The sequence below is a fragment of the Rhizobium sp. KNZ14-9A genome (assembly GCF_056755015.1).
The window spans coordinates 1,205,012-1,229,337 of sequence record NZ_JBPGXB010000004.1 but is presented as its reverse complement, the minus strand read 5'-3'; the positions used below and the strand labels follow the sequence as shown (position 1 = coordinate 1,229,337).

General features: G+C 60.7%; 21 protein-coding genes and 1 pseudogene. 3 read left to right on the top strand and 19 right to left on the bottom strand.

Going from position 1 to position 24,326, the window contains the following annotated elements:
• From ACR9ZQ_RS35980 to ACR9ZQ_RS35915, 14 genes are all read right to left on the bottom strand, one after another.
• Positions 1-1,050 carry a DUF2218 domain-containing protein gene (locus ACR9ZQ_RS35980; protein ID WP_481430166.1) on the bottom strand — a complete coding sequence of 350 codons (1,050 nt, stop codon included), beginning with the start codon at positions 1,048-1,050 and terminating at the stop codon, positions 1-3.
• A complete protein-coding gene (gene fhuB / locus ACR9ZQ_RS35975) occupies positions 1,047-3,035 on the bottom strand; it encodes a Fe(3+)-hydroxamate ABC transporter permease FhuB (protein WP_481430982.1) in 1,989 nt (662 codons plus the stop codon). Before fhuB ends, ACR9ZQ_RS35980 begins: the two co-directional genes overlap by 4 nt.
• Entirely contained in the window at positions 3,028-3,903 is an 876-nt protein-coding gene (locus ACR9ZQ_RS35970) for an ABC transporter substrate-binding protein (RefSeq protein ID WP_481430165.1), read from the bottom strand. The genes fhuB and ACR9ZQ_RS35970 overlap by 8 nt, the downstream gene beginning before the upstream one ends.
• A gap of 3 nt (positions 3,904-3,906) precedes the next feature.
• On the bottom strand, positions 3,907-4,686 hold the full coding sequence (locus tag ACR9ZQ_RS35965; RefSeq protein WP_481430164.1) for an ABC transporter ATP-binding protein: 780 nt from the start codon (positions 4,684-4,686) through the stop codon (positions 3,907-3,909).
• Positions 4,687-4,777: 91 nt separating this feature from the next.
• A complete protein-coding gene (locus ACR9ZQ_RS35960) occupies positions 4,778-6,952 on the bottom strand; it encodes a TonB-dependent siderophore receptor (protein ID WP_481430163.1) in 2,175 nt (724 codons plus the stop codon).
• Positions 6,953-7,114: 162 nt separating this feature from the next.
• Positions 7,115-7,999 carry a helix-turn-helix domain-containing protein gene (locus ACR9ZQ_RS35955; RefSeq protein WP_481430162.1) on the bottom strand — a complete coding sequence of 295 codons (885 nt, stop codon included), beginning with the start codon at positions 7,997-7,999 and terminating at the stop codon, positions 7,115-7,117.
• 117 nt (positions 8,000-8,116) lie between these two features.
• Entirely contained in the window at positions 8,117-8,872 is a 756-nt protein-coding gene (locus ACR9ZQ_RS35950; RefSeq protein ID WP_481430161.1) for a fumarylacetoacetate hydrolase family protein, read from the bottom strand.
• A gap of 78 nt (positions 8,873-8,950) precedes the next feature.
• Positions 8,951-10,318, bottom strand: a complete 1,368-nt coding sequence (locus tag ACR9ZQ_RS35945) for an FGGY-family carbohydrate kinase (protein ID WP_481430160.1) — start codon at positions 10,316-10,318, stop codon at positions 8,951-8,953.
• On the bottom strand, positions 10,315-10,635 hold the full coding sequence (gene rhaM / locus ACR9ZQ_RS35940; RefSeq protein ID WP_481430159.1) for an L-rhamnose mutarotase: 321 nt from the start codon (positions 10,633-10,635) through the stop codon (positions 10,315-10,317). Before rhaM ends, ACR9ZQ_RS35945 begins: the two co-directional genes overlap by 4 nt.
• Complete coding sequence (locus tag ACR9ZQ_RS35935; RefSeq protein WP_481430158.1) at positions 10,632-11,657, bottom strand: ABC transporter permease; 1,026 nt, start codon at positions 11,655-11,657, stop codon at positions 10,632-10,634. Before ACR9ZQ_RS35935 ends, rhaM begins: the two co-directional genes overlap by 4 nt.
• Complete coding sequence (locus tag ACR9ZQ_RS35930; protein WP_481430157.1) at positions 11,654-12,643, bottom strand: ABC transporter permease; 990 nt, start codon at positions 12,641-12,643, stop codon at positions 11,654-11,656. The genes ACR9ZQ_RS35935 and ACR9ZQ_RS35930 overlap by 4 nt, the downstream gene beginning before the upstream one ends.
• Before the next feature lie 10 nt (positions 12,644-12,653).
• Positions 12,654-14,189: a sugar ABC transporter ATP-binding protein gene (locus ACR9ZQ_RS35925; RefSeq protein WP_481430156.1), complete on the bottom strand. Its 1,536-nt coding sequence runs from the start codon at positions 14,187-14,189 to the stop codon at positions 12,654-12,656.
• A 72-nt stretch (positions 14,190-14,261) separates the two neighbouring features.
• On the bottom strand, positions 14,262-15,257 hold the full coding sequence (gene rhaS, locus ACR9ZQ_RS35920; RefSeq protein WP_310382556.1) for a rhamnose ABC transporter substrate-binding protein: 996 nt from the start codon (positions 15,255-15,257) through the stop codon (positions 14,262-14,264).
• Between the two features lie 47 nt (positions 15,258-15,304).
• The gene (locus tag ACR9ZQ_RS35915) at positions 15,305-16,117 is read right to left on the bottom strand and encodes a DeoR/GlpR family DNA-binding transcription regulator (RefSeq protein WP_025669053.1); all 813 of its coding nucleotides are present in this window, start codon (positions 16,115-16,117) and stop codon (positions 15,305-15,307) included.
• 209 nt (positions 16,118-16,326) lie between these two features.
• Between ACR9ZQ_RS35915 and ACR9ZQ_RS35910 the strand changes: the two genes are divergently transcribed.
• Positions 16,327-18,423: a bifunctional rhamnulose-1-phosphate aldolase/short-chain dehydrogenase gene (locus tag ACR9ZQ_RS35910; protein ID WP_481430155.1), complete on the top strand. Its 2,097-nt coding sequence runs from the start codon at positions 16,327-16,329 to the stop codon at positions 18,421-18,423.
• Between the two features lies 1 nt (position 18,424).
• Here the strand turns inward: ACR9ZQ_RS35910 and ACR9ZQ_RS35905 are convergent, their stop codons facing one another.
• The gene (locus ACR9ZQ_RS35905; protein ID WP_481430154.1) at positions 18,425-18,583 is read right to left on the bottom strand and encodes a YqaE/Pmp3 family membrane protein; all 159 of its coding nucleotides are present in this window, start codon (positions 18,581-18,583) and stop codon (positions 18,425-18,427) included.
• Positions 18,584-18,661: 78 nt separating this feature from the next.
• On the opposite strand from ACR9ZQ_RS35905, the gene rhaI reads away from it, so the two are divergent.
• Positions 18,662-19,954: an L-rhamnose catabolism isomerase gene (gene rhaI / locus ACR9ZQ_RS35900; protein WP_481430153.1), complete on the top strand. Its 1,293-nt coding sequence runs from the start codon at positions 18,662-18,664 to the stop codon at positions 19,952-19,954.
• Positions 19,955-19,972: 18 nt separating this feature from the next.
• Here rhaI and ACR9ZQ_RS35895 read toward each other — a convergent pair.
• The 4 genes and pseudogenes from ACR9ZQ_RS35895 to ACR9ZQ_RS35880 form a co-directional block, all read right to left on the bottom strand.
• Positions 19,973-20,432, bottom strand: a pseudogene (locus ACR9ZQ_RS35895) (carboxymuconolactone decarboxylase family protein).
• Between the two features lie 130 nt (positions 20,433-20,562).
• The gene (locus ACR9ZQ_RS35890; protein WP_481430152.1) at positions 20,563-21,831 is read right to left on the bottom strand and encodes a flavin monoamine oxidase family protein; all 1,269 of its coding nucleotides are present in this window, start codon (positions 21,829-21,831) and stop codon (positions 20,563-20,565) included.
• A 46-nt stretch (positions 21,832-21,877) separates the two neighbouring features.
• Positions 21,878-22,567 (bottom strand): RibD family protein, encoded by a 690-nt coding sequence (locus ACR9ZQ_RS35885; RefSeq protein ID WP_481430151.1) that lies wholly within the window; start codon positions 22,565-22,567, stop codon positions 21,878-21,880.
• A gap of 32 nt (positions 22,568-22,599) precedes the next feature.
• On the bottom strand, positions 22,600-23,262 hold the full coding sequence (locus ACR9ZQ_RS35880) for an HAD family hydrolase (protein WP_477818593.1): 663 nt from the start codon (positions 23,260-23,262) through the stop codon (positions 22,600-22,602).
• Between the two features lie 165 nt (positions 23,263-23,427).
• Between ACR9ZQ_RS35880 and ACR9ZQ_RS35875 the strand changes: the two genes are divergently transcribed.
• A complete protein-coding gene (locus tag ACR9ZQ_RS35875; RefSeq protein ID WP_481430150.1) occupies positions 23,428-24,297 on the top strand; it encodes a sigma-70 family RNA polymerase sigma factor in 870 nt (289 codons plus the stop codon).
• The last annotated feature ends 29 nt before the right edge of the window (positions 24,298-24,326 follow it).

Genomic DNA, 24,326 nt, shown 5'->3' with positions numbered 1-24,326 from the left:
TTACCGCTCCCAGTAAGCGCCGATGCTCATCTTGTGGCGGTCATGGCCGCACTCGGTTTTGAGGAAATCGCGGATGCGCTTGGCCTCGGACCGTTCGCAGCCGGCCCAGACGAAAGTGTCGGCATCGGCGTCGGCCAGTGCGCCTTTGATGGCGCTTTCGATGAGACCCATGGTGCCGGCCGGCGCGCCGTTACGATGCATCCAGGTAAGGTCGATCGTGCCAGCGGATGGCAGCGGCAATTCTTCCGAGGGGCCATCGACTTCGAGGAATATACGCAACTGCGTTCCCACGGGAACTTCTGCGGCGATGCGCGAGATAGCGGGCAGTGCCGTCTCGTCTCCGGCAAGGATTATCGACGTGGCATCGGGGACGCCGCCGCCACCGGGCCCGAGCGCACCGGCGATATCGCCGGGCTGCGCATTCACTGCCCATTCGGCGCCGGGCATGTTTTCGCCTTCATGCAGCACAAAATCGATATCGATCTCGCCGCGTTCCAGATCGATGCTGCGGAATGTATAGATGCGCACAGTCAGCGCATCCTCATCCTTTGCCCATTCGATGCGGCCGTCCGAGCGCAGTTTCGGCCAGACGGGCGTGCGACCCTTCGGCGGAATGAGCAGACGGAAATGCAATCCGCCGTGAGCGAAATGCTTGGCATCGTCGCAAGCGACAGTCACCCGACGCATATGCGGGCTGATGTTGCGGGCGCTGACCACGCGGATCTCGCGCAGGTCCGGCAGGCGGTCCGCTTTTGGCGCGTCCGACCATGTGAGCTCCAGAGTCTCTTCTCCCGCGAATTGGAAGAGATGCTCGGCAAGCACCGAGCGGACATTCTGCAGCGCACGGGCACTCTTGCAGGAGAGTTCGATCGCAAGCTCCGGGCCGTCGTGGCGAATGTCCGCCTTGCCGATCGTCATCTCCAGCGTCACCAGATCGCCGTCGCGTTTGACGGTGCTGTGTTCGACGAAATGCGAGCAAAGCTCGTCGAGCATTCGGCCAGGATCGACGGCGATTGCGACGCCGGATGCAGTGAAACGTTCAGCCATCATTGTTTGATGTCCTTTCGCGAAAGCAGCCAGATGAGATAAGGCCCGCCGATCAGCGCCGCGAAGAGGCCGACCGGCACTTGATAGGGGTAGATGACGACGCGGGAGAGCCAGTCGGCCGTCATCAGCACGCCGGCGCCGAAGAGCACGCTTGCGGCAAGCTGATGGGTGGGCCGATGAAAGCAGGCAAGCCGTGCAAGATGCGGCGCGATAAGCCCAGTGAGGCTGAGCGGTCCGACGAGGAAGGAGGCGGTCGCCGTCATCAATGCGGCGAGGATCGCCAGCGCCAGCCGGCTTGCGCCGACGCGAAGGCCTAGCGCGCGGCTGGAATTGCCGCCAAGCGGCAGCATAGCCAGCCAGCGGCCGAGGAAGGGCAGTGGTGCCACCAGCACGATAAGAGAGATCAGCGCCGTCCAGGCTTCGAAGGCTCCGGCGCGGTTTGTCGATCCGGAAAGCCACGTGAGCAGAATATAGCCGCGCATGTCACCCTGCGCGAGTACCATGGTGACGATCGCCATACCGAAGGCACCGATGCCGACGCCGGCAAGTAGCATGCGCTCCGGCGAGAACTGCGCGCGAGCCGAAATGGCGATCATCGCCCCGAAGGCCGCGAGTGCGCCGAGCGCCATGGCAAGCAGCATGACGACGGGCGAGGGGAAGCCGAAGAGGAAAAGCGCGATGGTCAGCCCCGCGCCGGCGCCGCTGCTGATGCCGAGCACTTCCGGACTTGCGATCGGATTGCCGGTCACGCGCTGCATTATGAAACCGGCTGTCGCGAGCATGCCGCCGGCGCCGGCCGCAACGATGGTGCGCGGCAGGCGGAAGGGCAGCAGATCGGTGAAGAGCATACCGGTGGCGAAATGCCAGCCGTCAACGGCTGGGCCGAGGGTGAGGAAGATGATAAAGAGCAAAATGATCGCAGCAGAGAGTCCAGCGAGAGTGACCAGAGGCTTGGACAGCCTCTTGAGGGCCGCAGTCGACTGCGCGGCAACGGCCGAGACGGAATGGACGCGCGGCAACAGGAAAAGCAGCAGCGGTCCGCCAAGCAGGGCGGTTGCGGCGCCGGTCGGGGCAAGATCGGTGAAGCCGGGGCCGAGGATCTGTGTCAAGCAATCGGTGAAGAATAACAGACCAGCACCCGTCAGTGGTGCTGCGATCGTCAGGATCCCGGTGCTGCGCGCGCCGAAGAGCCTTGCAATTGCGGGGGCAGCAAGTCCGAGGAAGCCGATGACGCCTATTTCGGCGGTGACCGAGGCTGCGAGCCAGACGGCAAGAGCGAGAATGGCAAAGCGCGCGGAATGCAGCGCGAGGCCGAGGCTCCTGGCGCTCTTGTCATCGAGTGTCAGAATGCGGAGTGGCCGTACGAGCAGCATGGCGGCAGCGAAACCGAGGATGAGGCGCGGCCCGAGTGAAAGCACGCTAGTCCAGTCCTGCTGGCTGAGCGAACCGGCGCCCCAGATATAAATCGACATGGCATATTCGCCGCGCGCCAGGATGAGCGTAACGCTCAAGGCAGCGGCAATCATGCTGACGATCATGCCCGAGAGCGCGACAGTGACCGGATCGAGCCCGCGTCGCCAGCTGAGCGCCAGCACGATTGCGACGGCGCTGAGCCCGCCGCCGAAGGCGACAATCTCACGCGAAAACCCGATCAGCAGTGGCGAGAAGCTGAGGGCGGCCGTCATCGCCAGTTCCGCGCCAGAGGCAATGCCGAGCGTCGAGGCATCGGCGATCGGATTGCGCAGCACGCGCTGCAGCAGCGTACCGGAAAGGCCGAGTGCTGCACCCGCGATCAGCGCCAGCACGGCGCGAGGCAGAATGCTGTTCCAGAACAACACGCCATCGAGCACAGCGGCTTGAGCGGTGTCGCCGGGTACCTGCGGGCGCGTTGCGATTAGAAGCGTGAAGGCAGCGACGCAGAGAACTGGTAGCACGATTGCGGCAAACGGAATGCTCTGGCCGCGGGCAGGTCGGGCGAGACTAACCATTCCATGCATAGCCAAGCCCCTCCTGCAAAAGATCGGCAAAGCGCAGGGCTGCCGGCAAAGCGCCGTAGGGATTGATGGAGCCGAGCATCAGCACGCGCTTCTCGCGCACGGCCGGCAGCGCATTCCAGAAGGCGCTGGTCGAAAGCGTGGCAAGCGCATCGGCCGGCTGCGGTGCGATCATCACGATCCAGGCATCCGGCATGGAGGCCAGCGTCTCGATGCCGACGGGCGCGGCGGCCGAATAGCTGGTCGCGCCCTGCCAGGCATTGGTAAGGCCGACGCGCTTCAGCACCTCACCGAACATGCTATCAGAGCCGAAGACGCGGAAATGCCTGGCGTCACCGAGATTGATCGGGATCACGGGGCGGCCGTCGCCGGCAGCAAAACCTGTCTTGTAACGATCGAGTTTGGCAGAAAGCTCCTCAGTGAGCTGCCTTGCGGCGGCAAGCTGCAGCCGTTCGCCGATCGCGATCGTTGCCTGTTCGGCAAGCGCATAGGGGCTTTCGCCCGGCTTGTAGATCGCATGGCTTTCGACAGGCGCGATCGGCTGCATTCGGGCATCCGCCCAGGCGTAGAAATTCGAGTTGAAGATCAGCTCCGGGCGGGCAAACCGCAGCACTTCGAAATTCGGCGTGCCGCGCAAGCCAAGATCGGCGACGCCACCGGGAACGACAGGCGTTACCGCCACCTCGTGGAACTGCCGCAACTCCGTTCCTGCAACGACATTGGCGCCGATCGCTAGCAGGGTTTCGAGCAAGGCCCAATCGAGGGTCGCGACGCGCAGGCTGTCACCCGCCCGCAGGAGCGCGGGGGCCGAAAGCGTAGCCGCCGCACCGGCCAGAAACTGCCTGCGGAAGAACAATGCCATGGGCTACAACAGATAGCTGACCGGCTCGTTGCGAACCGGATGCGGGAAGACACCCATGCCGACACCGAAGATCGACTGCAGTTTGTCGGCCTGCATGATCTCGGCCGGCGTGCCTTCGGCGGTGATCTTGCCGTGGTTGAGTGCGATGATCGCGTCGCAATAGCGCGCAGCAAGATTGATGTCATGCAGCACGATGATGACTGTGAGCCCGCGCTCGTGGCTGAGTTCCTGCACCAGCGACAGCACGCTCGCCTGATGGGCGAGGTCTAACGCCGACGTGGGTTCGTCGAGCAGCAGGCAGCGGGCGTTCTGGGCAAGCATCATCGCGATCCAGGCACGCTGGCGCTCGCCACCGGACATGCTGGCGACCAGGCGGTCGGCAAAATCTTCAAGCTCGGTGCGGACGATCGCTTCCTCGACCATCTCGCGATCCGCTGCGCTGAAGCGGCCGAGCGTGCCGTGCCAGGGAAAACGGCCGAGCGCCACGAGTTCACGCACGGTCATGCCGTCGGTCGCCGGCGTGAATTGCGGCATATAGGCGACATGGCGGGCAAAGGCGCGGATGCCCCAGCCAGCCGCCGCCTTGCCGTCGAAGGAGATCGAACCATTCTTCGGGGCAATCTGCCGGGCGATGGTCTTGAGGAGTGTGCTTTTGCCGGAACCGTTGGGGCCGACGAGGCCGTAGATGCGGCCGGCTTCGAGCGTCAGATCGATGCCGTTGAGGATTGTTCTGGCGCCGATGGCATAGTCTATTCCGGAAAGGCTAAGGAAGGACGTGGACACGAGGAAACTCCGGCTTGGCTGCAAAAGGTTCGGGAGGGCCGAGCCCTCCCTTTATCGCAGCTTCCTGAAAAACTAAACTCTATTTGTCAACTTACCATTTCTTGCTGAGCTTGAAAGTGACCGTGCGTGCATCGCCATAACCGCAGACCGTCAGGCCTTGGCAGCTCGATACATATTCCTTGTCGAAGAGATTGGCGACGTTGAGCGAGGCGGCCCAGTTTTCCTTTTCGTAGCGGATGGCTGCGTCGAAAACTGTCGCTGCCGGCACCTTTTCGGTGTTCTGTTCGTCTGCCCATGACCAGCCCTGATGCCGAACGCCGGCGCCGAAGCTCAGGCCTTCCAGCGTGCCCGTCGTGACGAGGTAGTCGACCCAGAGCGAAGCCTTGACCTTCGGCGTGATGTAGGGAGACTTGCCGACGAGAAGGGGATTGGCTTCGTTTTCCAACACTTCCATGTCGGTATAATCGAGGCCGGCGGTGACCTTCCAGTTGTCGTTGACGTTGACCTTGCTTTCGAGTTCGAAGCCGCGTGAGCGTACCTTGCCGAGCTGGCTCTGCTCGAAGGTGATCGGATTGCTGACGGCATTGTTGCGCTTGTCGATCTGGAACACGGAAGCCGTGATAACGCCATCGAAGAAGATCGGCTCATATTTGACGCCACCTTCGATCTGATAGCCTTCCTCGGGCTTGAGGGGGCCGGAGATGCCGGTGCCGATCAGCGGATTAAAGAAGGAAGCCACGCTGACATAGGGCGTCAAGCCATTATCGAATTCGTAGGCGAGGCCGGCGCGACCGCTGACGGCATTATCGTCAGAATTATAAGACGTTCCGATGATGGCATCGGAATCGGTGTCGACGTAGTCATAGCGACCGTTCAACGTCAGCAACCAGCCACCGCCGAAATGGATCTGGTCCTGCCCGTATATGCCGAGCTGCCTTTGGGTGACGATCTGGTCGATCTGTGTGCTATTTACAGGCTGTGGCAGGCCATAGATCGGATCGGTAGCGCTGATCGGCGTCGCGGAGATCGGCCATGTCGGCCATTTCTGCAAATTGTCGAGCTTGTAATATTTATAGTCGAGGCCGACGAGCATGTTGTGCGTGGCGCCGCCAAACTCGGCTTCGCCTTCCAGTCGGTTATCTATGCCGAATGAATCGACGCCCGAGCGGCCTTCGAAGCCGATGCGGGCCAGCTCATAATTCGGTGCCGTCGGCGCACCGCCGACCCAGCCGTTGAGGTACGGGCCGATCTCGTGCTTGTCGAGTCGGCCGTAACGAAGATTCTGGGAGAACTTGATGCCATTGTCGAATTCGTGCTCGAATTCATAGCCCACCATCTTCTGAACATAGCTGCCGTCGTCGATATCAGGCTCGCCATAGAAGGCGTCGCGTGGGATCTTGCCGAAGGGGGCATCTACGACGGTGCCCTCATAAGGGAAGAAACCATTGCCTGTATGGACCTGATCGAGGCCGGCAAGATAGCCCCAGACGGTGAAGCTCGTCGCATCATCAGGCGCGATCTTCAGCTGCGGCATGATGAAACCGCGGAAATCATGGGAGAAATCCGAGTAGTTGTCACCGCCGGCGACCTTGCCGGTGACGCGGTAGGTCATGGTGTCGCTGGAGCCGACCTTGTCGGAAATGTCGAAACCGGTGAAGGCATTGCCGTTACTGTTGATGCCGATATCCGTATAATAGAGCGGCTCATCGAGCGGGCGCTTACGCACGAGATTGATGATGCCGCCCGGATTGGCGCCGCCGTAGAGCACGGAGGCCGGGCCTTTCAGAACTTCGACGCGCTCCAGCATGAAGGGATCGAGCTGGAAGCCGCCGAAACCGTAGCTAAAGAGGTTCAGGTTATCGAAGAAGACGCCGGTCTGTGTGGCGTTGAAGCCGCGGATGTAGAACCAGTCGGTATCGGGGTCATTGCCGAAGGGCTGGGTCGTCACGCCAGGCGTGTAGAGTAGCGCCTCGTCGATCTTGTTGGTGATGCCGCGATCGTCCATTTCCTGCTTGCCGATGACCGAGACCGACTGCGGGATTTCGTTGATCGGCGTATCGCTCTTGGAGCCGGCAGACGAGGTCTTCGCGACATAACCTTTGACAGGAGCAGTGGCGCTATCGACGCCGCCCTGGATGACGATCGGCGCCAGTTGCGTCGGACTGGCGTCCTGAGCAAGAGCGGAGGATGCCGCCATGATGCCAGCGACGGCCGTTCCTGCCAGTAGATATGCCCTGAAGATGAGCCCCTTGGTCTGCGTTCGCATAGATTACCCCACTCGTGCCGCGACTTTTCCCGCCGCGGTATGGCCTTGAATAAGTCGAGTGTTTAACTCAAATTTAATTGGGCGGATTGTCGTGATCGGGTGGAAATTGAACGTTCTTGGGCAATTTTCCGCGCTGCACGCAAAAGCCCAAGCGTGTTGCAATTACGCAATCTGCGCCTTTTTCCAGTTCGCCGGCGTGGTCCCCAGATTCTTCCGGAAAACACGGGTGAAATGGGCCTGATCGGCAAAGCCGGTTTCCACAGCGATGGTTGTCAGGGGGTATTCACCGCGCACCAGCAGGTGTTTTGCGCGGTCGAGGCGGACATTGGTCTGATATTGATGCGGTGCCACGCCGGTCGAGGCCTTGAAGGCGTGGCTGAAATGCGATTGCGACAGGCCAGTGACCGATGCCAGTTCTTCCAGCCGGATATTGCGCAGGCAATTCTCCTCGATGAAATCGGTGGCGCGGCGCAATTGCCAGCCTGCAAGCTTGCTGCGCTTGCGCGGCTGCACCTTGGTAAGCTTCAGCACATCGATGATGAGGGAAAGCGATAGGCCATCGCCATAGAGATCATGCAGCGGCTGCGGATTGACGCATTCGGCGGCAATTAACTGGGCGAGCGACAACAGGCGCTCGTCGGAAAACAGGAGCTGGGCATTGGCAAGGCGCTGCGGATCGAGATCATCGCCGAGCCTTCGGCTGATGGTCTCGACATCGAAATGGATGTCGAGATGGCGCAGCGAATGCACATCCACCAGATCGGCCCAGACTTCCATGTCGGCCGGCACGTAGGAGATCGGCCGCTTTTCGGTGTCCTGCACCGTGCCGTGGGCGCGTGGCGAGAGCTTTACCCGCGAATTGCCCGGCCCACGCTTTTCAAGGAGGATGAAAAGCCGCGGGTCGCGCGATACGTAATAGCCACCGGAATGGGGAGCGCAGTCCACATCCCAGACATCCGCCACGATGCCGTTCCACACCCGGCGATTGACGCCCTTCGTGACGGAAAAGCCGTGAATTCTATTTTGCATGCGCGGTTGAAACGTCATTTCCACTTCCGCCTCCGGCCCGATGGCCGAAATAAACCTTCGTAATATACTCAAGTTTAATACAGGAGGCGGAGCGGGATGACAATCACCCAGTTTATGCGGGCAGAAATGCCCGTATCAGATGACGGAGAAGGTCAGTCGTGCGCTGTCGCCAAAGCGTATGTCGATCTCGCCGGGTTCGGTGAGTTCGACGGCGCCGCTGAGCGTGCCGGTCGTGACGAGCGCGCCGGATTTCAGGGAATCTTCCGGGCGCAGCGGGTCGTTGGCATAGTCGACCAGCCAGGTCACGACGTCGCCCTTCGGATGCTTGGCAAGACCGTCATAGATCGTCCTGCTGCCCTGGGTGACCTTCAGCGGCGTGCTTGCGGCCGTGTCGATGAAGCTCTTTGCAATGGAGGGGCCGAGCACGTAGCCGCTATTGCCGAGACGATCCGCGAGGAAGAGGAGGAAGGAGACAGCACCGCTTTCCTTGACCGCGCTGACCAACAGTTCGGCGCCGAGATAGGCGGTGGAAATTGCCTCCAGCACTTCGGCACGGCCGTAGGGTGCGCCGTTGCGGTAAGGAAGATCCTTGCCGAAGCGCACGGCGATTTCGGTTTCGAATTTCAGGCCCGGATTCCAGGCAATGGTCGCACCCGATACGGCTTCGGCATAGGGATGGAGAGGTGCGGTGACCGGCTGGCCCTCGGGCGAGGCCGTGACCTTCCAGGCGTTGCTCGCGACCTCTTCTTCGGCCTTCAGGAAGTTTTGCGCTTCCATCGCCTTGTGCAGGTCGCTCGGCAGCGGAAAGGCGCTCGTCGGCTCCTGCTTTCCGGCCTGGCGCAGGCTGTAGAGTTTGGCGGCCAGTGCGCGCGGGTCGAATGATTCAGTCATGCTGTTTCCTCCATCAAATCGAGAGGTGCCACACTAGCGGCGCGGCCGACATGAACAAGGGTAGTCTTGGAAAGACTGTTATTCCATCGCGGCGTACCAGCGCTCCCGATAGGCGGAGAGGCCCGGAATTGTCTGGGGTGAGAAGTGTTTTTCCACACCGGATACCGGCTTGATGCCGGCAAGAAGGGCCGCCCCCTGGCTGGTGCCGGTCGAGCCCGGCAGCGCCATCGTATCGCGGCCGGTGATTGCAGCAATCAGCGACAGATAGGTCTCGTTCAATGCGAAAGGGCCCTCGACGATGATTAGGCCCTTGGCGCCAATCAGCCCCAGGCAGGCCTCCGTCATCAATGCGAGATAGAGGCAGGCTGCGGCATAGCGCTCCTGCCGGCTCGCTCCGTCCGCGTGGATCCAACGGCTGACCTTGCCCGGAAAGGGACCGGAGCCCGGTGCCACATTCGGTAGCAGCAAGATGCCTTTCGCCACGACATCAGCGATGGCGGCTTTTGCCTCGGCATCGCCGACCTGACCGATCTCGGCCGAGAGAATTTCGAATTCGCGGCCGCCCATGAAGCGGGAAGAGGGTACGGCGCGGCCATAGGCATCCACATTGGCGAGCGCATCGCGCTTGGCGTCGAGATGGTCCAGGTCACCCCCGACACCGAAATTGATGACCCAGGTGCCGGTCGAGACCACGGCAAAAGGCGCTTCGCGGCCGACGAGATGCGGCAGGAGCGACGCATTTGAATCATGAATGCCGCAATAGACGGGCACGGAAAGACCGATTTCAGCGGCAATATCGGGCAGAACGTGGCCAAGTGCATCGAAGGCCGAATGGATCGGCGCCATCCGGTCGCGAACAGCAAGCGTATCGACCAGCGAGGAGTATGCGCCTGTCTTCGGATTCCAGAGGTCCGTATGACAGCCGAGCGAGGTTGCCTCGTTCGCAGCGACACCAGTCAGCCGCGCCGACCAATATTGTGCATAGGTGAGGATGGTGGCGACCTTGGCGAATTCTTCGGCAAAAGCCGTCTTCTGGTAGTGAAGCTGCGCGCCGATATTCAGGCCCATCGAAAGACGGGGCGAGAAGGTCTCGGTAAAAGATGGCCGCAGCGCATCATAGGCGTTACGGATCTCTTCCGGATATTCATGCTCATAGTCGATGACGGGCATCGCCAGCTTGCCATCCGCGCCGAGCAAGGCAGCGGCCGCGCCATGCGTGGTGATCGAGATCGCGTCGAAACCCGGCTCTCTTGCAAAGGCTTTCAGCGAAGCAACCGCGAAGCTCCAGAGCGCCTCGATATCGTAATGTGGATAGAGGCCGTCACGGATGACCGTATTCGGCTGTTTGCGGACGACAATTTCGGCCCCCGTCGCGCTGTCGAGCACGACGACCTTGGCGTTTGTCTTGCCGATATCGAGAACGGCGATGCGGCGATAATCGCTCATGGCATATGGAAGACGGTCACGAGGTCGCTCTGGACTGGCGAATTATCCGGATTGGATGCCATGATATCGGCCATATGCGCCCACCATTTCTTCATGACGGGATGGTCCGGCAGGCTTGCCATCGTGTGATCCTTCGGCCGGGTCAGCACGCCGAAAAGCATATTGGTCTCGCGGTCGAGATGGATGGAATAGTCGCTGGCGCCGGACTGATGCAGCAGATCGACCAGTTCCGGCCAGATCTCGTCATGCCGCTTCCTGTATTCGGCCTCCATGCCGGGATTGAGCTTCATCTTGAAGGCGTGTTTTTCCAGTGTCATTTGGCGCTCATGGCTTTGATGCGGCGGGCGATGATCGGGATCGCGATGGTGATGATCAGGAGCAGGCCGATGAAGATCGACATGACGATGCCGGGCACGTTCAACAAGCCAAGACCGAAAGTCACGAGACCCATGACGAAGGCGGCGATGACGACGCCGCCGATCGTACCGGAGCCGCCGAGAATTGAGATGCCGCCGAGCACGACCATGGTGACGACTTCGAGTTCCCACCCTTGCGCGATCGACGGGCGGGTCGAGCCGAGGCGCGAGGTCAGGCAGACCGCAGCGACACCGCTCATCACGCCGGTCAGTAGGAAGAGGATGAATTTCACGCGCTCGACCGGAATGCCGGAGAAGCGAGCTGCGAAATCATTGTTGCCGATCGTATAGACCTGCCGGCCGAAATTCGTGGCATGCAGCAGGATCGCAAAGAGAATTGCCAGCACGATGAACAGCACGAATTCGAAGGAGAAGACCCAGACGACGTAGCCCTGGCCGAAATAAGCGAAATCCGCCGGGTATTTGCCATAGGCCTGGTCGCCGAGCACGATATAGGAAATGCCGCGGAAGAGGCTCATCGTGCCGATGGTGACGACGATCGACGGCAGTTTCAGAACAGAGACGAGGAAACCGTTGAAGATGCCGCAGAGAAGACCGGTGCCGATGCCGATCAGCACGAGGCCCGGCGTACCGACGCCGACCTGCGCTGCAGCACCCATGGCCGTCGAGGCAAGCGCGATGATGGCTGCAACCGACAGGTCGATTTCGCCGGCGATGACGAGCAGCGCCATGGCAAAGGCGATCATCGCCTTTTCGGTGAAATTGAAGGTCGCGTCCGACAGGTTCCAGGCGTCGAGGAAGTAGGGCGAGGCCACGGAATTGAAGATGAAGATGAGGACGGCGACGCCGAAGAGCAGCACTTCCCAGCTCGACATGACGCGCTTGAAGGGCGTGCCGAGGCGGTCGGGAATAGCGCGCTTTTCGGTCTTTTGCGTTTCGAGGGGAGCGGAAACCATGCTCATGCTACGACCTCCGCTGCTGCGCGATCACGCAGGATGATGCGGCCGCGATTGCGCTCGCGCCGGGCGTTGAAGACGACAGCGAGGATGATGACGGTTCCTGAGATCGCCATCTGGGTGAAGGGCGAAATGCCGATGACGGGAAGGGCGTTCTTGATGACGCCGAGGAAGAGCGCGCCGAGCACCGTGCCGGCAACCGAGCCAACACCACCGGCGATCGAGATGCCGCCGATCACGCAGGCCGCGACGCTGTCGAGCTCGAAACCGTTGGCAATATCGACATAGGCGACCGCATAGCGCGATACCCAGAGATAGCTGGAAAGGCCGGCGAGCGCGCCCGAGAGCACGAAGGCCAGGAATTTCGTCTTGCCCGTATCGATACCGGCGTAGACAGCGGCGGTCGGATTGCCGCCCGTCGCATAGGCCGAACGGCCGAACGGGCTGTAACGCAGCAGCATATACATCAGCGCAACGATAATGATCGCCACCCAGCTTAAGATCGGCAGTCCGAGGATCGGCGTGCGGGGAACGGCAAGGAAGATCGGCGTCATCTGGTGTGCATTCACCCAGGCGCCGCCCGAGAGCACGAAGGCCATGCCACGATAGATGGTAAGCGTGCCAAGGGTGACGACGATCGGCGGGATCTCGAGGCGCCAGACGAGGAAGCCGTTGATGGCGCCGAGTGCTGCGCCGATCACGATCGCCGCAAGGATGAGCACGATCAGAGGCAGGCCGGGAAAGGCCGCGTTCATCATCGCGATTGCCATGCCGGTGAAGGCGAGGTTGGCTGCGACCGAAAGATCGATCGATTTCGTCAGGATGACCGTCATCTGGGCAAGCGCCAGGATGATAAGGATTGCCGTATCGTTGAAGATGCCGGCGAGATTGTCCGGTGTCGCGAAATCGGCTGCGCGCGTCGAGAAGACGGCGATCATCACCACGATGATGGCAAAGAGCAGGGTTTCTCGTTTTCTGATCAGTCTCATCATGCCCATCACCTCATGCATTTCCGGTCGCCGCGCGCACCAGCGCTTCCGGCGAAAGCTGATCGCGCTCGAAGAGCCCCGCCGACAGGCCTTCCTTCATGACAAGCACGCGGTCCGACATGCCGATGATTTCGGGCAGTTCGGAGGAGATCATGATGATGGAAAGACCCTCTGCAGCGAGTTCGCTGATGAAGCCGTGAACGGCGGCCTTCGAGCCGATATCGATACCCTTGGTCGGCTCATCGAGGATGATGACCTTGGGCATGGTCGCCAGCCACTTGCCGATGACGACCTTCTGCTGGTTGCCGCCCGACAGCGTACCAACAGGCACGGAAAGGGCCGCGGCGCGCAGATCCAGCCGCTCGGCATATTTGCGGGCGAGCGCGAATTCGTCTGCTGCCTGCAGGAAGCCCTTGCGTGAGGTGCGCGTCAAAGACGGCAGCGTCATGTTCTGATAGATCGGCATCGGCAGCGCCAGGCCGTGGCGGCCACGCTCTTCCGGCACATAAACGATGCCGGCGCGGATGGCGTCATGCGGGGAATTGATGGAAATCTCCCGGCCCTCGAGTGTCAGCCTGCCGGAGAGCGGTTTGGTGATGCCGAAAAGCGATTGCGCCAGTTCCGAGCGGCCGGCGCCGATCAGTCCGTAGATACCAAGGATCTCGCCCTTGCGCAGCGTCAGCGAAATATCGCGGAATTCAGTGCGGTGGCTGTATCTTTCGACTTCGAGCACTGCGCCGCCGATTGCCACATCGATCTTCGGGAAGGCGTTTTCAACATCGCGGCCGACCATCATGCGAACGATTTCGTCCTGCGGCGTTTCCTTCAGCTTCCCGTGGCCGACAGCACGGCCGTCGCGGAACACGACGTAATTGTCCGCGATCTCGTAGAGCTCATCGAACTTATGGCTAATGAAAAGGATGGCCTTGCCGCTTGCTTTCAGGCCCTCGACGATACGGAAAAGATCGTCGATCTCCTTGCGCGACAGAGCAGCCGTCGGTTCGTCCATGATGACGATACGAGCCTCGATCGACAAAGCGCGGGCAATCGCCACCAGATGGCGCTGCGCAATCGAGAGGTCTTTAAGGCGAATCGTCGGATCAATATTGCTTTCGAGCGAGGTCAGCAGCGTTCTTGCGCGGCTGTTCATCTCGCTCCAGTCGATGGTGCGCCAGCGCGTGCGCGGCGCATGACCGAGGAAGATATTTTCGGCGACCGAAAGCTCGTCGAAAAGCACGGTTTCCTGGTGAATGGCGGTCACACCCGCATCGATAGCTGCCTGTGCTGTCGCAAAGTGCACCGATTTGCCGTCGACGATGATCTCGCCCTCATTGGGGCGGTAAATGCCGGTCAGGATCTTGACGAGTGTCGACTTGCCGGCGCCGTTTTCGCCGATCAGTGCCGTCACCTTGCCGGGATAGAGCGCGATGCTGACATTATCGAGCGCCTTCACGCCCGGAAAAATCTGCGAGATGCCGCGCATTTCCAGAATGGCGGTTGCGTCATCGGCTTTTGGTTCCGAGACGGGGTGTTGAAGGGCAGGGGTCATCAGCAAGCTTACCACCATCGAAAGAGAAGCCCGGCGGCAGAGCCGCCGGGTGTCCGTTCATGATCTCTGAAATCAGAAGACCTTGGAGAACTGGTCGATGTTCGAGGCATTGTAGACAAAGGGGTCTGCCATAGCGGCTTCGCCGTTGTCTCCAATCTTGATCTTGCCCATGCGGCCGGCTTCGATTTCGCTGCCCGGCTTGCCATCGGCATCACCCTTTGCCAGGTGATAGGCGATCTGCGTTGCAGAGTAGCCAAGGTCGATCGGGTTCCAGATGGCGAATTCCTTGGTCGCACCGGACTTGATCGCGCCAGCCATTTCAGAGGGCAGGCCGAGGCCAGTCACGTAGACCTTGCCGACCAGACCCTTGTCTTCGACGACCTTCGAAGCAGCCAGAACGCCGACCGTCGTCGGAGCGACGATGACCTTGACGCTCGGGTTGGACTTCAGCAGGCCTTCGGCTTCACGATAGGACTTGTCCGAGAGGTCGTCGCCGTAAACCGTGGTGACGAGATTGAGGCCCGGGAAATCCTTGAGCTGCTTCTTCATCTGGTCGATCCAGATGTTCTGGTTCGTTGAGGTCGTCGTTGCCGACAGGATGGCGAAGTCACCCTTGCCGCCATCAAGATGATCCTTGGCGAGCGTCAGGCACATCTTGCCGATCAGCTCGTTTGACGACGGGTTGAGCTGCAGGATGCGGCCTTCAGGGGCAACGCCGGAGTCCCAGGAAATAACCTTGATACCGCGCTGGGTAGCCTTCTTCAGCGCCGGAACGACAGCATCCGGGTCATTTGCCGAGATCGCGATGGCATCGACGCCCTGAGCAATCAGCGAGTTGATCACTTCGATCTGGCCTTCGGCCGTCGTGCTCGTCGGGCCGGTGTAGATGACTTCCACGCCGCCGAGTTCCTTGGCCGCTTCCTGGGCACCCTTGTTGGCTGCGTCGAAGAAGCCGTTGCCAAGCGACTTTACGACGAGGCCGATCTTGATGTCCTTGGCGCTTGCGGCGCCAGCCATCATGGCGACGGCAAAAGCCACACCGATTGCAAGTGTTTTTGCAAGTTTCATGTCATGTCCTCCCACTAAGATTTAGACTTCCACACCTCGCCGACGCCTCATGCGACCGACGAGGAATCCTCCTTCACAGCCTGGGCCACCGGGCTTGCCACTACGAGCCGGACGCCGGCATTCTCGATCATGCGAGCCGCTTCCTCCGAGATACCGTCATCGGTGATGACCACGGATACGCGGTCGAGCGGGCAAAGAATGAGGCTCGACCGGCGATTGAATTTGCTTGAATCGACCATGACGATGAGTTCATCGGCCTGGTGCATCAGTTTCTGCTCGCTCTGGATGATGAGGGCATCTGCCTCCATGATGCCAAGCGGGCCGACGCCCTGGGCTCCGATGAACATGCGCCGCGCATAGAAATTGCGAATCGCGTCATTGTCGAAGGGCGACAGGATCAGGCTCTGCTCGCGATAAATCGCGCCGCCCGGCACCGTCACACTGTTCTTGGAATGCTTCACCAGATGTTCGGCAATGGCGAAGGAATTGGTCATGACCTGCATGCGATGGCCGGCCATGTAATGCACCATCTGGAAGGTGGTCGTGCCGCCATTGATGATGATGGCATCGCCCGCTTCACAGAGATCGACGGCTGCGCGCGCGATTGAGCGTTTTTTATCGATATTGACCGATTCTGAAACCCGGAAGGGACGGCCCGCAAGATTTCCGAGCTGCGGGGGGTGCACTGCCTCCGCGCCGCCACGAACGCGCCGGATCTTGCCCTGCACGTGAAGAGCCGCAATGTCGCGCCGGATCGTCGCTTCAGAAGCGTCCGTCAGCTCGGAAATGTCCTGAATCGTAACGACGGACTTTTCCTGAACGGCGCTTAAGATAATGCGATGGCGTTCGCGTTCGTGCATTGGGCTCCTCCTCTTGTCATATTTATTTCGTATCCGTTAAAGCCTGTCAATCAGAAACGATCATAAATTTTCATATTGCGATGCAACATAATCGAATTTGATCGTTTTCGATTGACAAGCGCCATTTTGATGCGCGATACCGTGAGCGAAAGGGCGTGCTGATCGCGGCGCCCCGCAGGCCTATACACAAGCCTATATGGGAGGATGACATGGCGGCAAAGGTTCGACTTCTCGAGAACCGGTGGGATGATGCTTATGCGGCGGGCCTCGATGAGCCCGGCAGGCTTCTCTATCGCTCGAATCTCCTCGGCGCCGACAAGCGCATCACCAATTATGGTGGCGGCAATACCTCGGCCAAGGTCATGGAGACTGATCCGCTTGATGGTAGCAAGGTCAAGGTGCTCTGGGTCAAGGGCTCGGGCGGCGACGTCGGGACGATCAAGCTCGACGGGTTCGCGACCCTCTATCAGGACAAGCTGGAATCGCTGAAGGGCATCTACAAGGGTGTCGAGGACGAGGACCGCATGGTCGGCTTCCTGCCGCATTGCACCTTCAACCTGAATGCCCGCGCCGCCTCGATCGATACGCCGCTGCACGGCTTCGTGCCCTATACGCATGTCGACCACATGCATCCGGACGCCATCATCGCGATCGCCGCCTCCAAGAACTCCAGGGAATTGACCAAGCAGGTCTTCGGCGATGCGATCGGCTGGTTGCCCTGGCGCCGTCCGGGCTTCCAGCTCGGCCTCGATCTCGAAGCCTTCGTCAAGGCGAACCCTGACGCAAAGGGCGTCGTGCTCGAAAGCCACGGCCTCTTCACCTGGGACAACGATGCCAAGGCCTGCTACGAGCTGACGCTCGATATCATCAACAAGGCGATCGAATGGTTTGCCGGCCAGACTGAAGGCAAGACGATCTTCGGTGGCGCAGTCGTTGAAAGCCTGCCGGTCGCCGAACGCCGTGCCTTCGCCGCCCGGCTGATGCCGGAAATTCGCGGCCGTATCGGCAAGCAGGAGCGCAAGCTCGGCCATTTCGACGATCAGGATGCGGTTCTGGAATTCGTGAATTCGAAAAATCTGCGCCCGCTCGGTGCGCTCGGCACCAGCTGCCCTGACCACTTCTTGCGCACCAAGATCCGCCCGCTGATCGTCGATCTCGATCCGGCAAAGCCCGATGTCGATGCTATCATCGCCGGCCTCGACAAGGCGCTTGAAGACTACCGCGCCGACTATGCCCGCTATTATAACGCCTGCAAGCATGACAACTCGCCGGCTATGCGTGACGCCAATCCGGTCATCTTCCTGGTGCCGGGCGTCGGCATGCTCTCCTTTGCCCGTGACAAGGCGACGGCGCGTATTGCCAGCGAATTCTACGTCAACGCCATCAACGTGATGCGCGGTTCCTCGACGGTCTCGGAATATCAGGGCCTGCCTGAGCAGGAAGCCTTCGACATCGAATATTGGCTGCTCGAAGAAGCCAAGCTGCAGCGCATGCCGAAGCCGAAGAGCCTGGCAGGCAAAGTTGCCTTCGTCACCGGTGGCGCCGGCGGCATCGGCCGCGCAACGGCCGCCCGTCTCGTCGGCGAGGGTGCCTGTGTGGTGCTTGCCGATATCGACCAGGAAGCACTTGAAAAGACCGAAGCCGAATTCGTGAAGAAGTACGGCGCCGATGCAGTGCGTACTTTGAAGCTCGACGTTACCAAGGAAGACGGGGTCATCGCCTCCTTCGCCGAATCCTGCGTCGAATTCGGCGGCATCGACATCCTCGTTTCGAATGCAGGCATCGCTTCTTCGGCGCCGATCGAAACGACCGAATTGTCAACGTGGAACCGCAACATCGACATTCTGGCGACCGGCTATTTCCTCGTTTCGCGTGAGGCCTTCCGTCTGTTCCGCCGTCAGGCGCTGGGTGGCAACGTCGTCTTCATTGCGTCGAAGAACGGCCTTGCGGCTTCGCCGAATGCGGCCGCCTACTGCACGGCAAAGGCTGCCGAAATCCATCTCGCCCGTTGCCTGGCGCTCGAAGGCGCAGAGGCCGGCATCCGCGTCAACACGGTCAATCCGGATGCGGTGCTGCGCGGCTCGAAGATCTGGAGCGGCGAATGGCGTGAACAGCGCGCGGCCTCCTCGAAGATCGAAGTGGATGACCTCGAGGAACATTATCGTAAGCGTTCCATGCTGAAACTCAACGTGTTCCCGGAAGACATCGCCGAAGCCGTCTACTTCCTGGCGTCCGATCTGTCGGCCAAGTCGACCGCTAACATCATCAATGTCGATGCGGGCAACGTTCAGAGCTTCCCGCGCTAAGCTATTTCCGGAGGATCACCCATATCGCGTGGACGATCCCCGGCACGTAGCCGCAGAGCGTCAGCAATATATTGAGCCAGAAATGCAGGCCGAGCCCGACCTGCAGAAATACGCCAAGGGGCGGCAGGATGATCGCAAGAAGAATGCGGACGACGTCCATCGTGGCTCCTGAGTTTTGAAGACATGTAAGTGTTAGAACGCGAACCGTGGTCTGCGGTTCGCGGCTAGGGAGGATTAAATGGCTGAATTCAGGATTGCGCCGGACCTGGTCGCAACGGAAAACGACAAGCGTGCCGCGGCCTTGAAGGCCGATTACGAAGCGCTGGGTGCAATGCTTGCGCGCCGCGGCGTCGATATCGAAGCGATTACCCGCAAGGTGGCGGAATTCACTGTCGCCGTACCCTCCTGGGGTGTCGGCACCGGCGGAACGCGCTTTGCCCGTTTCCCGGGCACCGGTGAGCCCCGCGGCATCTTCGACAAACTCGACGATTGCGCCGTAATCAACCAGCTGACGCAGGCAACGCCGACCGTGTCCTTGCATATTCCCTGGGACAAGACCGACGTGAAGGAGTTGAAGGCGAAGGGCGATGCGCTTGGCCTCGGCTTCGATGCGATGAATTCCAACACTTTCTCGGATGCTCCCGGCCAGAAGCTGACCTACAAATATGGCTCGCTCAGCCACACGGATGCGGCGACCCGCCAGCAGGCGATCGAGCATAATCTGGAATGCATCGAGATCGGCAAGGCGATCGGCTCCAAGGCGCTGACCGTCTGGATCGGCGATGGTTCGAACTTTCCCGGCCAGAGCAATTTCACTAGGGCTTTCGAGCGTTACCTCGCCTCGATGGCGGATATCTACAAGGCCCTGCCTGACGATTGGCGGCTCTTCTCCGAGCACAAGATGTACGAGCCGGCTTTCTATTCGACGGTCGTGCAGGACTGGGGCAGCAACTATATGATCGCCCAGACGCTCGGTCCCAAGGCCTACTGCCTTGTCGACCTCGGCCACCATGCGCCGAACACCAATATCGAGATGATCGTCGCCCGGCTGATCCAGTTCGGCAAGCTCGGCGGCTTCCATTTCAACGATTCGAAGTATGGCGATGATGACCTCGACGCCGGTTCGATCGAACCCTACCGCCTGTTCCTCGTCTTCAACGAGCTCGTCGATGCCGAAGCCCGTGGCGTCAACGATTTCCATCCGGCCCATATGATCGACCAGTCGCACAATGTGACGGATCCGATCGAAAGCCTGATCAACAGCGCCAATGAAATCCGTCGGGCCTACGCGCAGGCACTGATCGTCGATCGCAAGGCGCTCGAAGGCTATCAGCAGGACAATGACGCGTTGATGGCGTCCGAAACGCTAAAGCGCGCCTATCGCGCCGATGTCGAGCCGATCCTGGCCGAAGCCCGCCGACGCGCCGGCGGCGCGACCGACCCGATCGCCACCTACCGCGTCAGCGGCTACCGCAAAAAGGTAGCCGCCGAGCGCCCCGCCTCCGTCTCCGGCGGTGGTGGTATCATCTGAATGAATGGAAGCCGTTGATCACGGCTTCCATTGACCTGCAACCTGCCGGGTGGCGACGTTCAGCCGGTTCCAGACATTGATATTGGCAATTGCGATGACGAGGGCCGCAAGAACTCTTGCCGTCGTAGTGACGGGTGCATTCCTCCCAGACCTCATCCGGCACCGGATCGGCGCGGTCGCTGAGGCGGGTAACCGCCTCCGTCAGCGCCAGTGCTGCGCGTTCGGCATCGCTGTAATAAGGGGCTTCGCGCCAGCCGGCGACGGCAAAGAGCCGCTCGTCGGTCTCACCGTCTTTGCGGGCAATGCGCCAATGGCCGTCGATGCAGACGCTGCAGCCGTTGATCTGGCTGGCGCGCAGATAGATGATCTCCAGGAATCCCGGCGCAAGCCCGGCCGTAGCCGGCAGTTTGCCGAGGGCATTCAGTGCCTGCATGGCTTCCGGGATAACGAGGGCTGGATTTCCCATTCTCTCTTGCATGTTCAATCTCCTGATGATCTGTTTCGTTTGACGCAGAGCCGACTGGCTGCCGGCTTTCGTTCGTCATAGGCTTGACGGATCAGGATCGGGGAGTGTGACTGAACGGAAAGAAAAACGCTTGCTGTCGGATCTAGCGGCGGTCGGCGCCCGAGGCTTTGACGCGAACCATTAGTGATGCCATCGCCTCGTCGGCCGCGCGTTGCCCGCTCTGATAGGCGCCATGCGGCGTCGAAAAATCGGTCGTATGCGTTGCTTCGCCAGCGAAGAAAACCCTGCCGTCAAAGGATTGGGCGAGTTGCATGCGTGTGTTTGCGTGGCCGGGCAGGGCATGGCTGTAGCCGCTGCCGATGGAAGGTGTGCTCGCCCAGTTCGAAGCTGCAAGCGGCTTGAGATATTTCCGCGTGTCCGAGCCGAAGAGATCGGTAAGCTGGTTGATCGCGTGGTCGAAGGCGGCTTCGTGGCCCATCGCGGAAGCAGCCTGGGCGCCGGCTCCGCCGAGGAAGCATTCGAGGACCGGCTGGCCGAAGGGGCGGATATAATAGGTGCCGGTCATACTGTCATGCGGATCACCGAGCACATGGGTCTCGTCCTCGAAAGGACCGCCGTCGAGAACCTCGAAATAGAGTTTTTCGTTGTTGCCGAGCGGCAGAAGCGATGCCGCCTGCCGCCATGGGTCGAACGCCCTCGGAAGCTTGATCGCACCGCCCGCCAGAACATTCGAAGAGATGGTGAAGATGACGGCACTCGTCCTAATCGTCCCGGCAGAGGTCTGCAGGACGATCTTTCGTTCGCTCAGGTCAAGGCCTTCCAGAGGCGTGCCGAGCCGCAACGCCGCATCGGCTGGAAGCGCTGAGGTAATCAGATGCCCATAACCGTCGGCGACACGCCAGTTATTCTCAGTGGAGGCATCGTCATAGGCGACGTAATCCGTCACCGAAATGTGCTCCAGCTCGTCTCCCGAGATATAGCCGCTCAGCGCCTGCAGATAAGGCGTCCAGGGGGAGTTCGGGTTGAGTGCATCGGATGCCCGGTCCGACGCGGGCGGATTTTTGCGGATGTCTTCGTTCCAGAGCGCAAAGGCGTTTCGTGCTGCGGCGCGATCTTTGCTGGAGAAGCCGAGCTCCTTGAATTGCTCGCCCCAGGCCGTGACGCGGCGGTCGACGACAAAACCCAGCTCAGCGGCAATCCTGGTCCAGGGATTGCGATCTGCCGAATGCAGCCATCCGCAGCCGAGATCGACCGGCCCGGCGTTCGTGGCATAAGTCCAGGCCCTTCCGCCGGTGCGCGGCAGTTGCTCGATGATCACGGTGGAATAACCGTGGCCGCTGAGGCGGCGTGCAGCTCCGATCCCGGCAGCTCCTGCGCCGACGATAACGATATCCGGATCAGAGGTGGCCATGGACGTGGATATAGCGCCTCGTCTCTGCGGCTGTCCATCATCCCTGTCAGGCGTGGACCTTATACCGCAGGGCGACAGCGCCGTTGTCTTTCGTCTCGGCGGAGATCAGCGATAGCTGCGTCTTGCCCGCCAGTCCGCCTTCGAAGGTGACGACAGGCTGGCCGCCTCTGGCGTCCAGGGCCGGCGCGACCAGCAGATAGAACTCATCGATCAGCCCCGCAGCAAAGAAGGCGCCGTTGATCGCAGCACCGCCTTCGAGCAGCAGTTTGCAGATGCCGAGTTCCTTGTTCAACGCGTCGAGCGCTGCGGGCAGATCGATCTCAACTGACGGCGAGACGATGTAGGAGATGCCATCGGCGACGAGTTCCGCCAGATGCGCGTCCGGCACATTACTGCCGAGGATGACGACGATATGATCGCCATCGATCTCGGGCCGCGTGAAATGCAGCTTGCCAGATGTGTCGAGGGCTATCGCGTAGTTGTTTGCCTTGCGATCGGCAAAATGGTTTGGCCGTTCGACAGAGCTGGCAGATTGCGGCGGATGCGGCTCTCCCTTGGCCATTTCAGCCATGGTCACGCGCCCGACGATCCAGGCGTCGCCCTGCAGATCTTCATGTGCCTTCTGATAGAGAGCCGTCCATTCCTTGCGGCCGCCATCGGGGCTTTCCGTCCACTTGCTCGGGTGCAGGCCGCCGTCGAGTGACGACATCATCAGACAGACGATTTCCGGTTTCATGGCAATTCCTTTCCTGCAGGTGCGGCAGGCAATCAGAACTTGATCGAAAGGTGACCGCTGTCAGCAATGACAACGGTCGCGTCGGCATAATGTTCGATCTCGGGATAGCCCTGCAGCGAATGCTTGTGGCCGGCAGCGGTGATGACCATGACGTCGGCGCCAGCTGCTAATCCCGCCTTCACGCCGGCTTCGACATCTTCAAAGACCAGACATTCATGCGTCGCAAAGCCGAGCTTTTCGGCGCCGAGGATATAGCATTGCGGGTCGGGCTTGCCGATGGTCACGTCTTCCGCCGTCACGATAGCCTGCGGCATTGGCAGCCCGGCTGCCTCGAGCCGCCGCTCCGCAAGGCGACGCGGCGAAGAGGTGACGATGGTCCACCGGTTTGGCGGAAGCGACGCCAGGAAATCGGCGGCACCCGGCAGTGCGACGACGCCTTCGACATCTTGGATTTCCTCTTCGGTGATCTGTGCAGCTTCTGCTTCTGCATCGACGCCAGGAAGGTTCAGCCGCCGGATCGTGTCGATACCGCGCGATCCGTGCATGATCGGCAGGAATTTTTCCACATCCAGCCCGTGCCGCTCGGCCCAGCGTCCCCAGACGCGCTCTGCTGACGCTGTCGAGCTCAGGATCGTGCCATCCATGTCGAACAGGAAGGCGGCATACTGTTTTGAATTGTCAGATCGGAAGGACATTGGGAAACACCATAGGGAGGGATATGCACGTCATCAGCCAGCGAAAAATGCGGCAGGTCAAGTCTCCAGTAAAATTTCGGGAGGCTTGATGCGATGTCGCTCCTGTCACATCGTCTCGCTTCCGTTCGTCATGGTCTTCGACGCAACAGGATGAGGAATGGACCGATGGACGAGAAAAAATGGCTGGCCGATGAATTCGAGGCGAACCGTGGGCATCTGCGGGCCGTCGCCTTCCGCATGCTCGGCTCCCGCGCGGAGGCAGAAGATGCGGTGCAGGAGGCGTGGCTGCGCCTGACAAGTTCGGACAGAGGCAACGTCGATAATCTCAGCGGCTGGCTGACGACGGTCGTGGCGCGCATCTGCCTGGACATGCTGCGTTCGCGCAAGACACGCCGCGAAGAGCCGCTTGACCTGCCGGCGCACCGCACGATCGTGGATGTCGCCAGCAATCCGGAGCGCGAAGCAGCTTTTGCCGATTCGGTCGGCATCGCCCTGCTCGTCGTCCTGCAAACCCTCACGCCGGCCGAACGTGTCGCCTTCGTGCTGCATGACATGTTCGATCTACCCTTCGAAGAGATCGCCGCGGTCATCGGGCGAAGTGCGACCGCCGCCCGGCAGCTTGCCAGCCGCGCCCGGCGCAGGGTGCAGGGGCAAGCGGAAACGCCAGACGTCGATCTCGCGCGCAAGCGGAGCATAGCCGAAGCCTTCCTCATCGCTTCCCGCAACGGCGATCTGGAAGGGTTGATCGCGGTCCTTGCGCCGGATGCTGTCTTCCGGCCGGATGCGGCGGCGATCCGACTCGGCGATGTTGCTCCACTTCGCGGCGCCCAAGCCGTTGCCGAAAACTTCAAGGGACGGGCGACGTCGGCAAAGGTCGCGCTTGTCGATGGCGAAATCGGTCTCGTTGTCTTTATCGAGGGCCAGTTGCGCGTAGTGCTGGCGCTGAGTTTCGACGGCGACAAGATCTCGACAGTCGACGCGATCGCCGATCCTGATCATCTGCGCGATATCGGCTATTCGATCCTCGAAGGCTAGCGATCACAATCGGTGAGTTTTTTCAAACA

Excerpts from the sequence above, each read along its gene's own strand:
- ACR9ZQ_RS35980 (WP_481430166.1), bottom strand. The coding sequence starts at position 1,050 with ATGATGGCTGAACGTTTCACTGCATCCGGCGTCGCAATCGCCGTCGAT.
- fhuB (WP_481430982.1), bottom strand. The coding sequence starts at position 3,035 with ATGGTTAGTCTCGCCCGACCTGCCCGCGGCCAGAGCATTCCGTTTGCC.
- ACR9ZQ_RS35970 (WP_481430165.1), bottom strand. The coding sequence starts at position 3,903 with ATGGCATTGTTCTTCCGCAGGCAGTTTCTGGCCGGTGCGGCGGCTACG.
- ACR9ZQ_RS35960 (WP_481430163.1), bottom strand. The coding sequence starts at position 6,952 with ATGCGAACGCAGACCAAGGGGCTCATCTTCAGGGCATATCTACTGGCA.
- ACR9ZQ_RS35955 (WP_481430162.1), bottom strand. The coding sequence starts at position 7,999 with ATGACGTTTCAACCGCGCATGCAAAATAGAATTCACGGCTTTTCCGTC.
- ACR9ZQ_RS35950 (WP_481430161.1), bottom strand. The coding sequence starts at position 8,872 with ATGACTGAATCATTCGACCCGCGCGCACTGGCCGCCAAACTCTACAGC.
- ACR9ZQ_RS35945 (WP_481430160.1), bottom strand. The coding sequence starts at position 10,318 with ATGAGCGATTATCGCCGCATCGCCGTTCTCGATATCGGCAAGACAAAC.
- rhaM (WP_481430159.1), bottom strand. The coding sequence starts at position 10,635 with ATGACACTGGAAAAACACGCCTTCAAGATGAAGCTCAATCCCGGCATG.
- ACR9ZQ_RS35935 (WP_481430158.1), bottom strand. The coding sequence starts at position 11,657 with ATGAGCATGGTTTCCGCTCCCCTCGAAACGCAAAAGACCGAAAAGCGC.
- ACR9ZQ_RS35930 (WP_481430157.1), bottom strand. The coding sequence starts at position 12,643 with ATGATGAGACTGATCAGAAAACGAGAAACCCTGCTCTTTGCCATCATC.
- ACR9ZQ_RS35925 (WP_481430156.1), bottom strand. The coding sequence starts at position 14,189 with ATGACCCCTGCCCTTCAACACCCCGTCTCGGAACCAAAAGCCGATGAC.
- rhaS (WP_310382556.1), bottom strand. The coding sequence starts at position 15,257 with ATGAAACTTGCAAAAACACTTGCAATCGGTGTGGCTTTTGCCGTCGCC.
- ACR9ZQ_RS35915 (WP_025669053.1), bottom strand. The coding sequence starts at position 16,117 with ATGCACGAACGCGAACGCCATCGCATTATCTTAAGCGCCGTTCAGGAA.
- ACR9ZQ_RS35910 (WP_481430155.1), top strand. The coding sequence starts at position 16,327 with ATGGCGGCAAAGGTTCGACTTCTCGAGAACCGGTGGGATGATGCTTAT.
- ACR9ZQ_RS35905 (WP_481430154.1), bottom strand. The coding sequence starts at position 18,583 with ATGGACGTCGTCCGCATTCTTCTTGCGATCATCCTGCCGCCCCTTGGC.
- rhaI (WP_481430153.1), top strand. The coding sequence starts at position 18,662 with ATGGCTGAATTCAGGATTGCGCCGGACCTGGTCGCAACGGAAAACGAC.
- ACR9ZQ_RS35890 (WP_481430152.1), bottom strand. The coding sequence starts at position 21,831 with ATGGCCACCTCTGATCCGGATATCGTTATCGTCGGCGCAGGAGCTGCC.
- ACR9ZQ_RS35885 (WP_481430151.1), bottom strand. The coding sequence starts at position 22,567 with ATGAAACCGGAAATCGTCTGTCTGATGATGTCGTCACTCGACGGCGGC.
- ACR9ZQ_RS35880 (WP_477818593.1), bottom strand. The coding sequence starts at position 23,262 with ATGTCCTTCCGATCTGACAATTCAAAACAGTATGCCGCCTTCCTGTTC.
- ACR9ZQ_RS35875 (WP_481430150.1), top strand. The coding sequence starts at position 23,428 with ATGGACGAGAAAAAATGGCTGGCCGATGAATTCGAGGCGAACCGTGGG.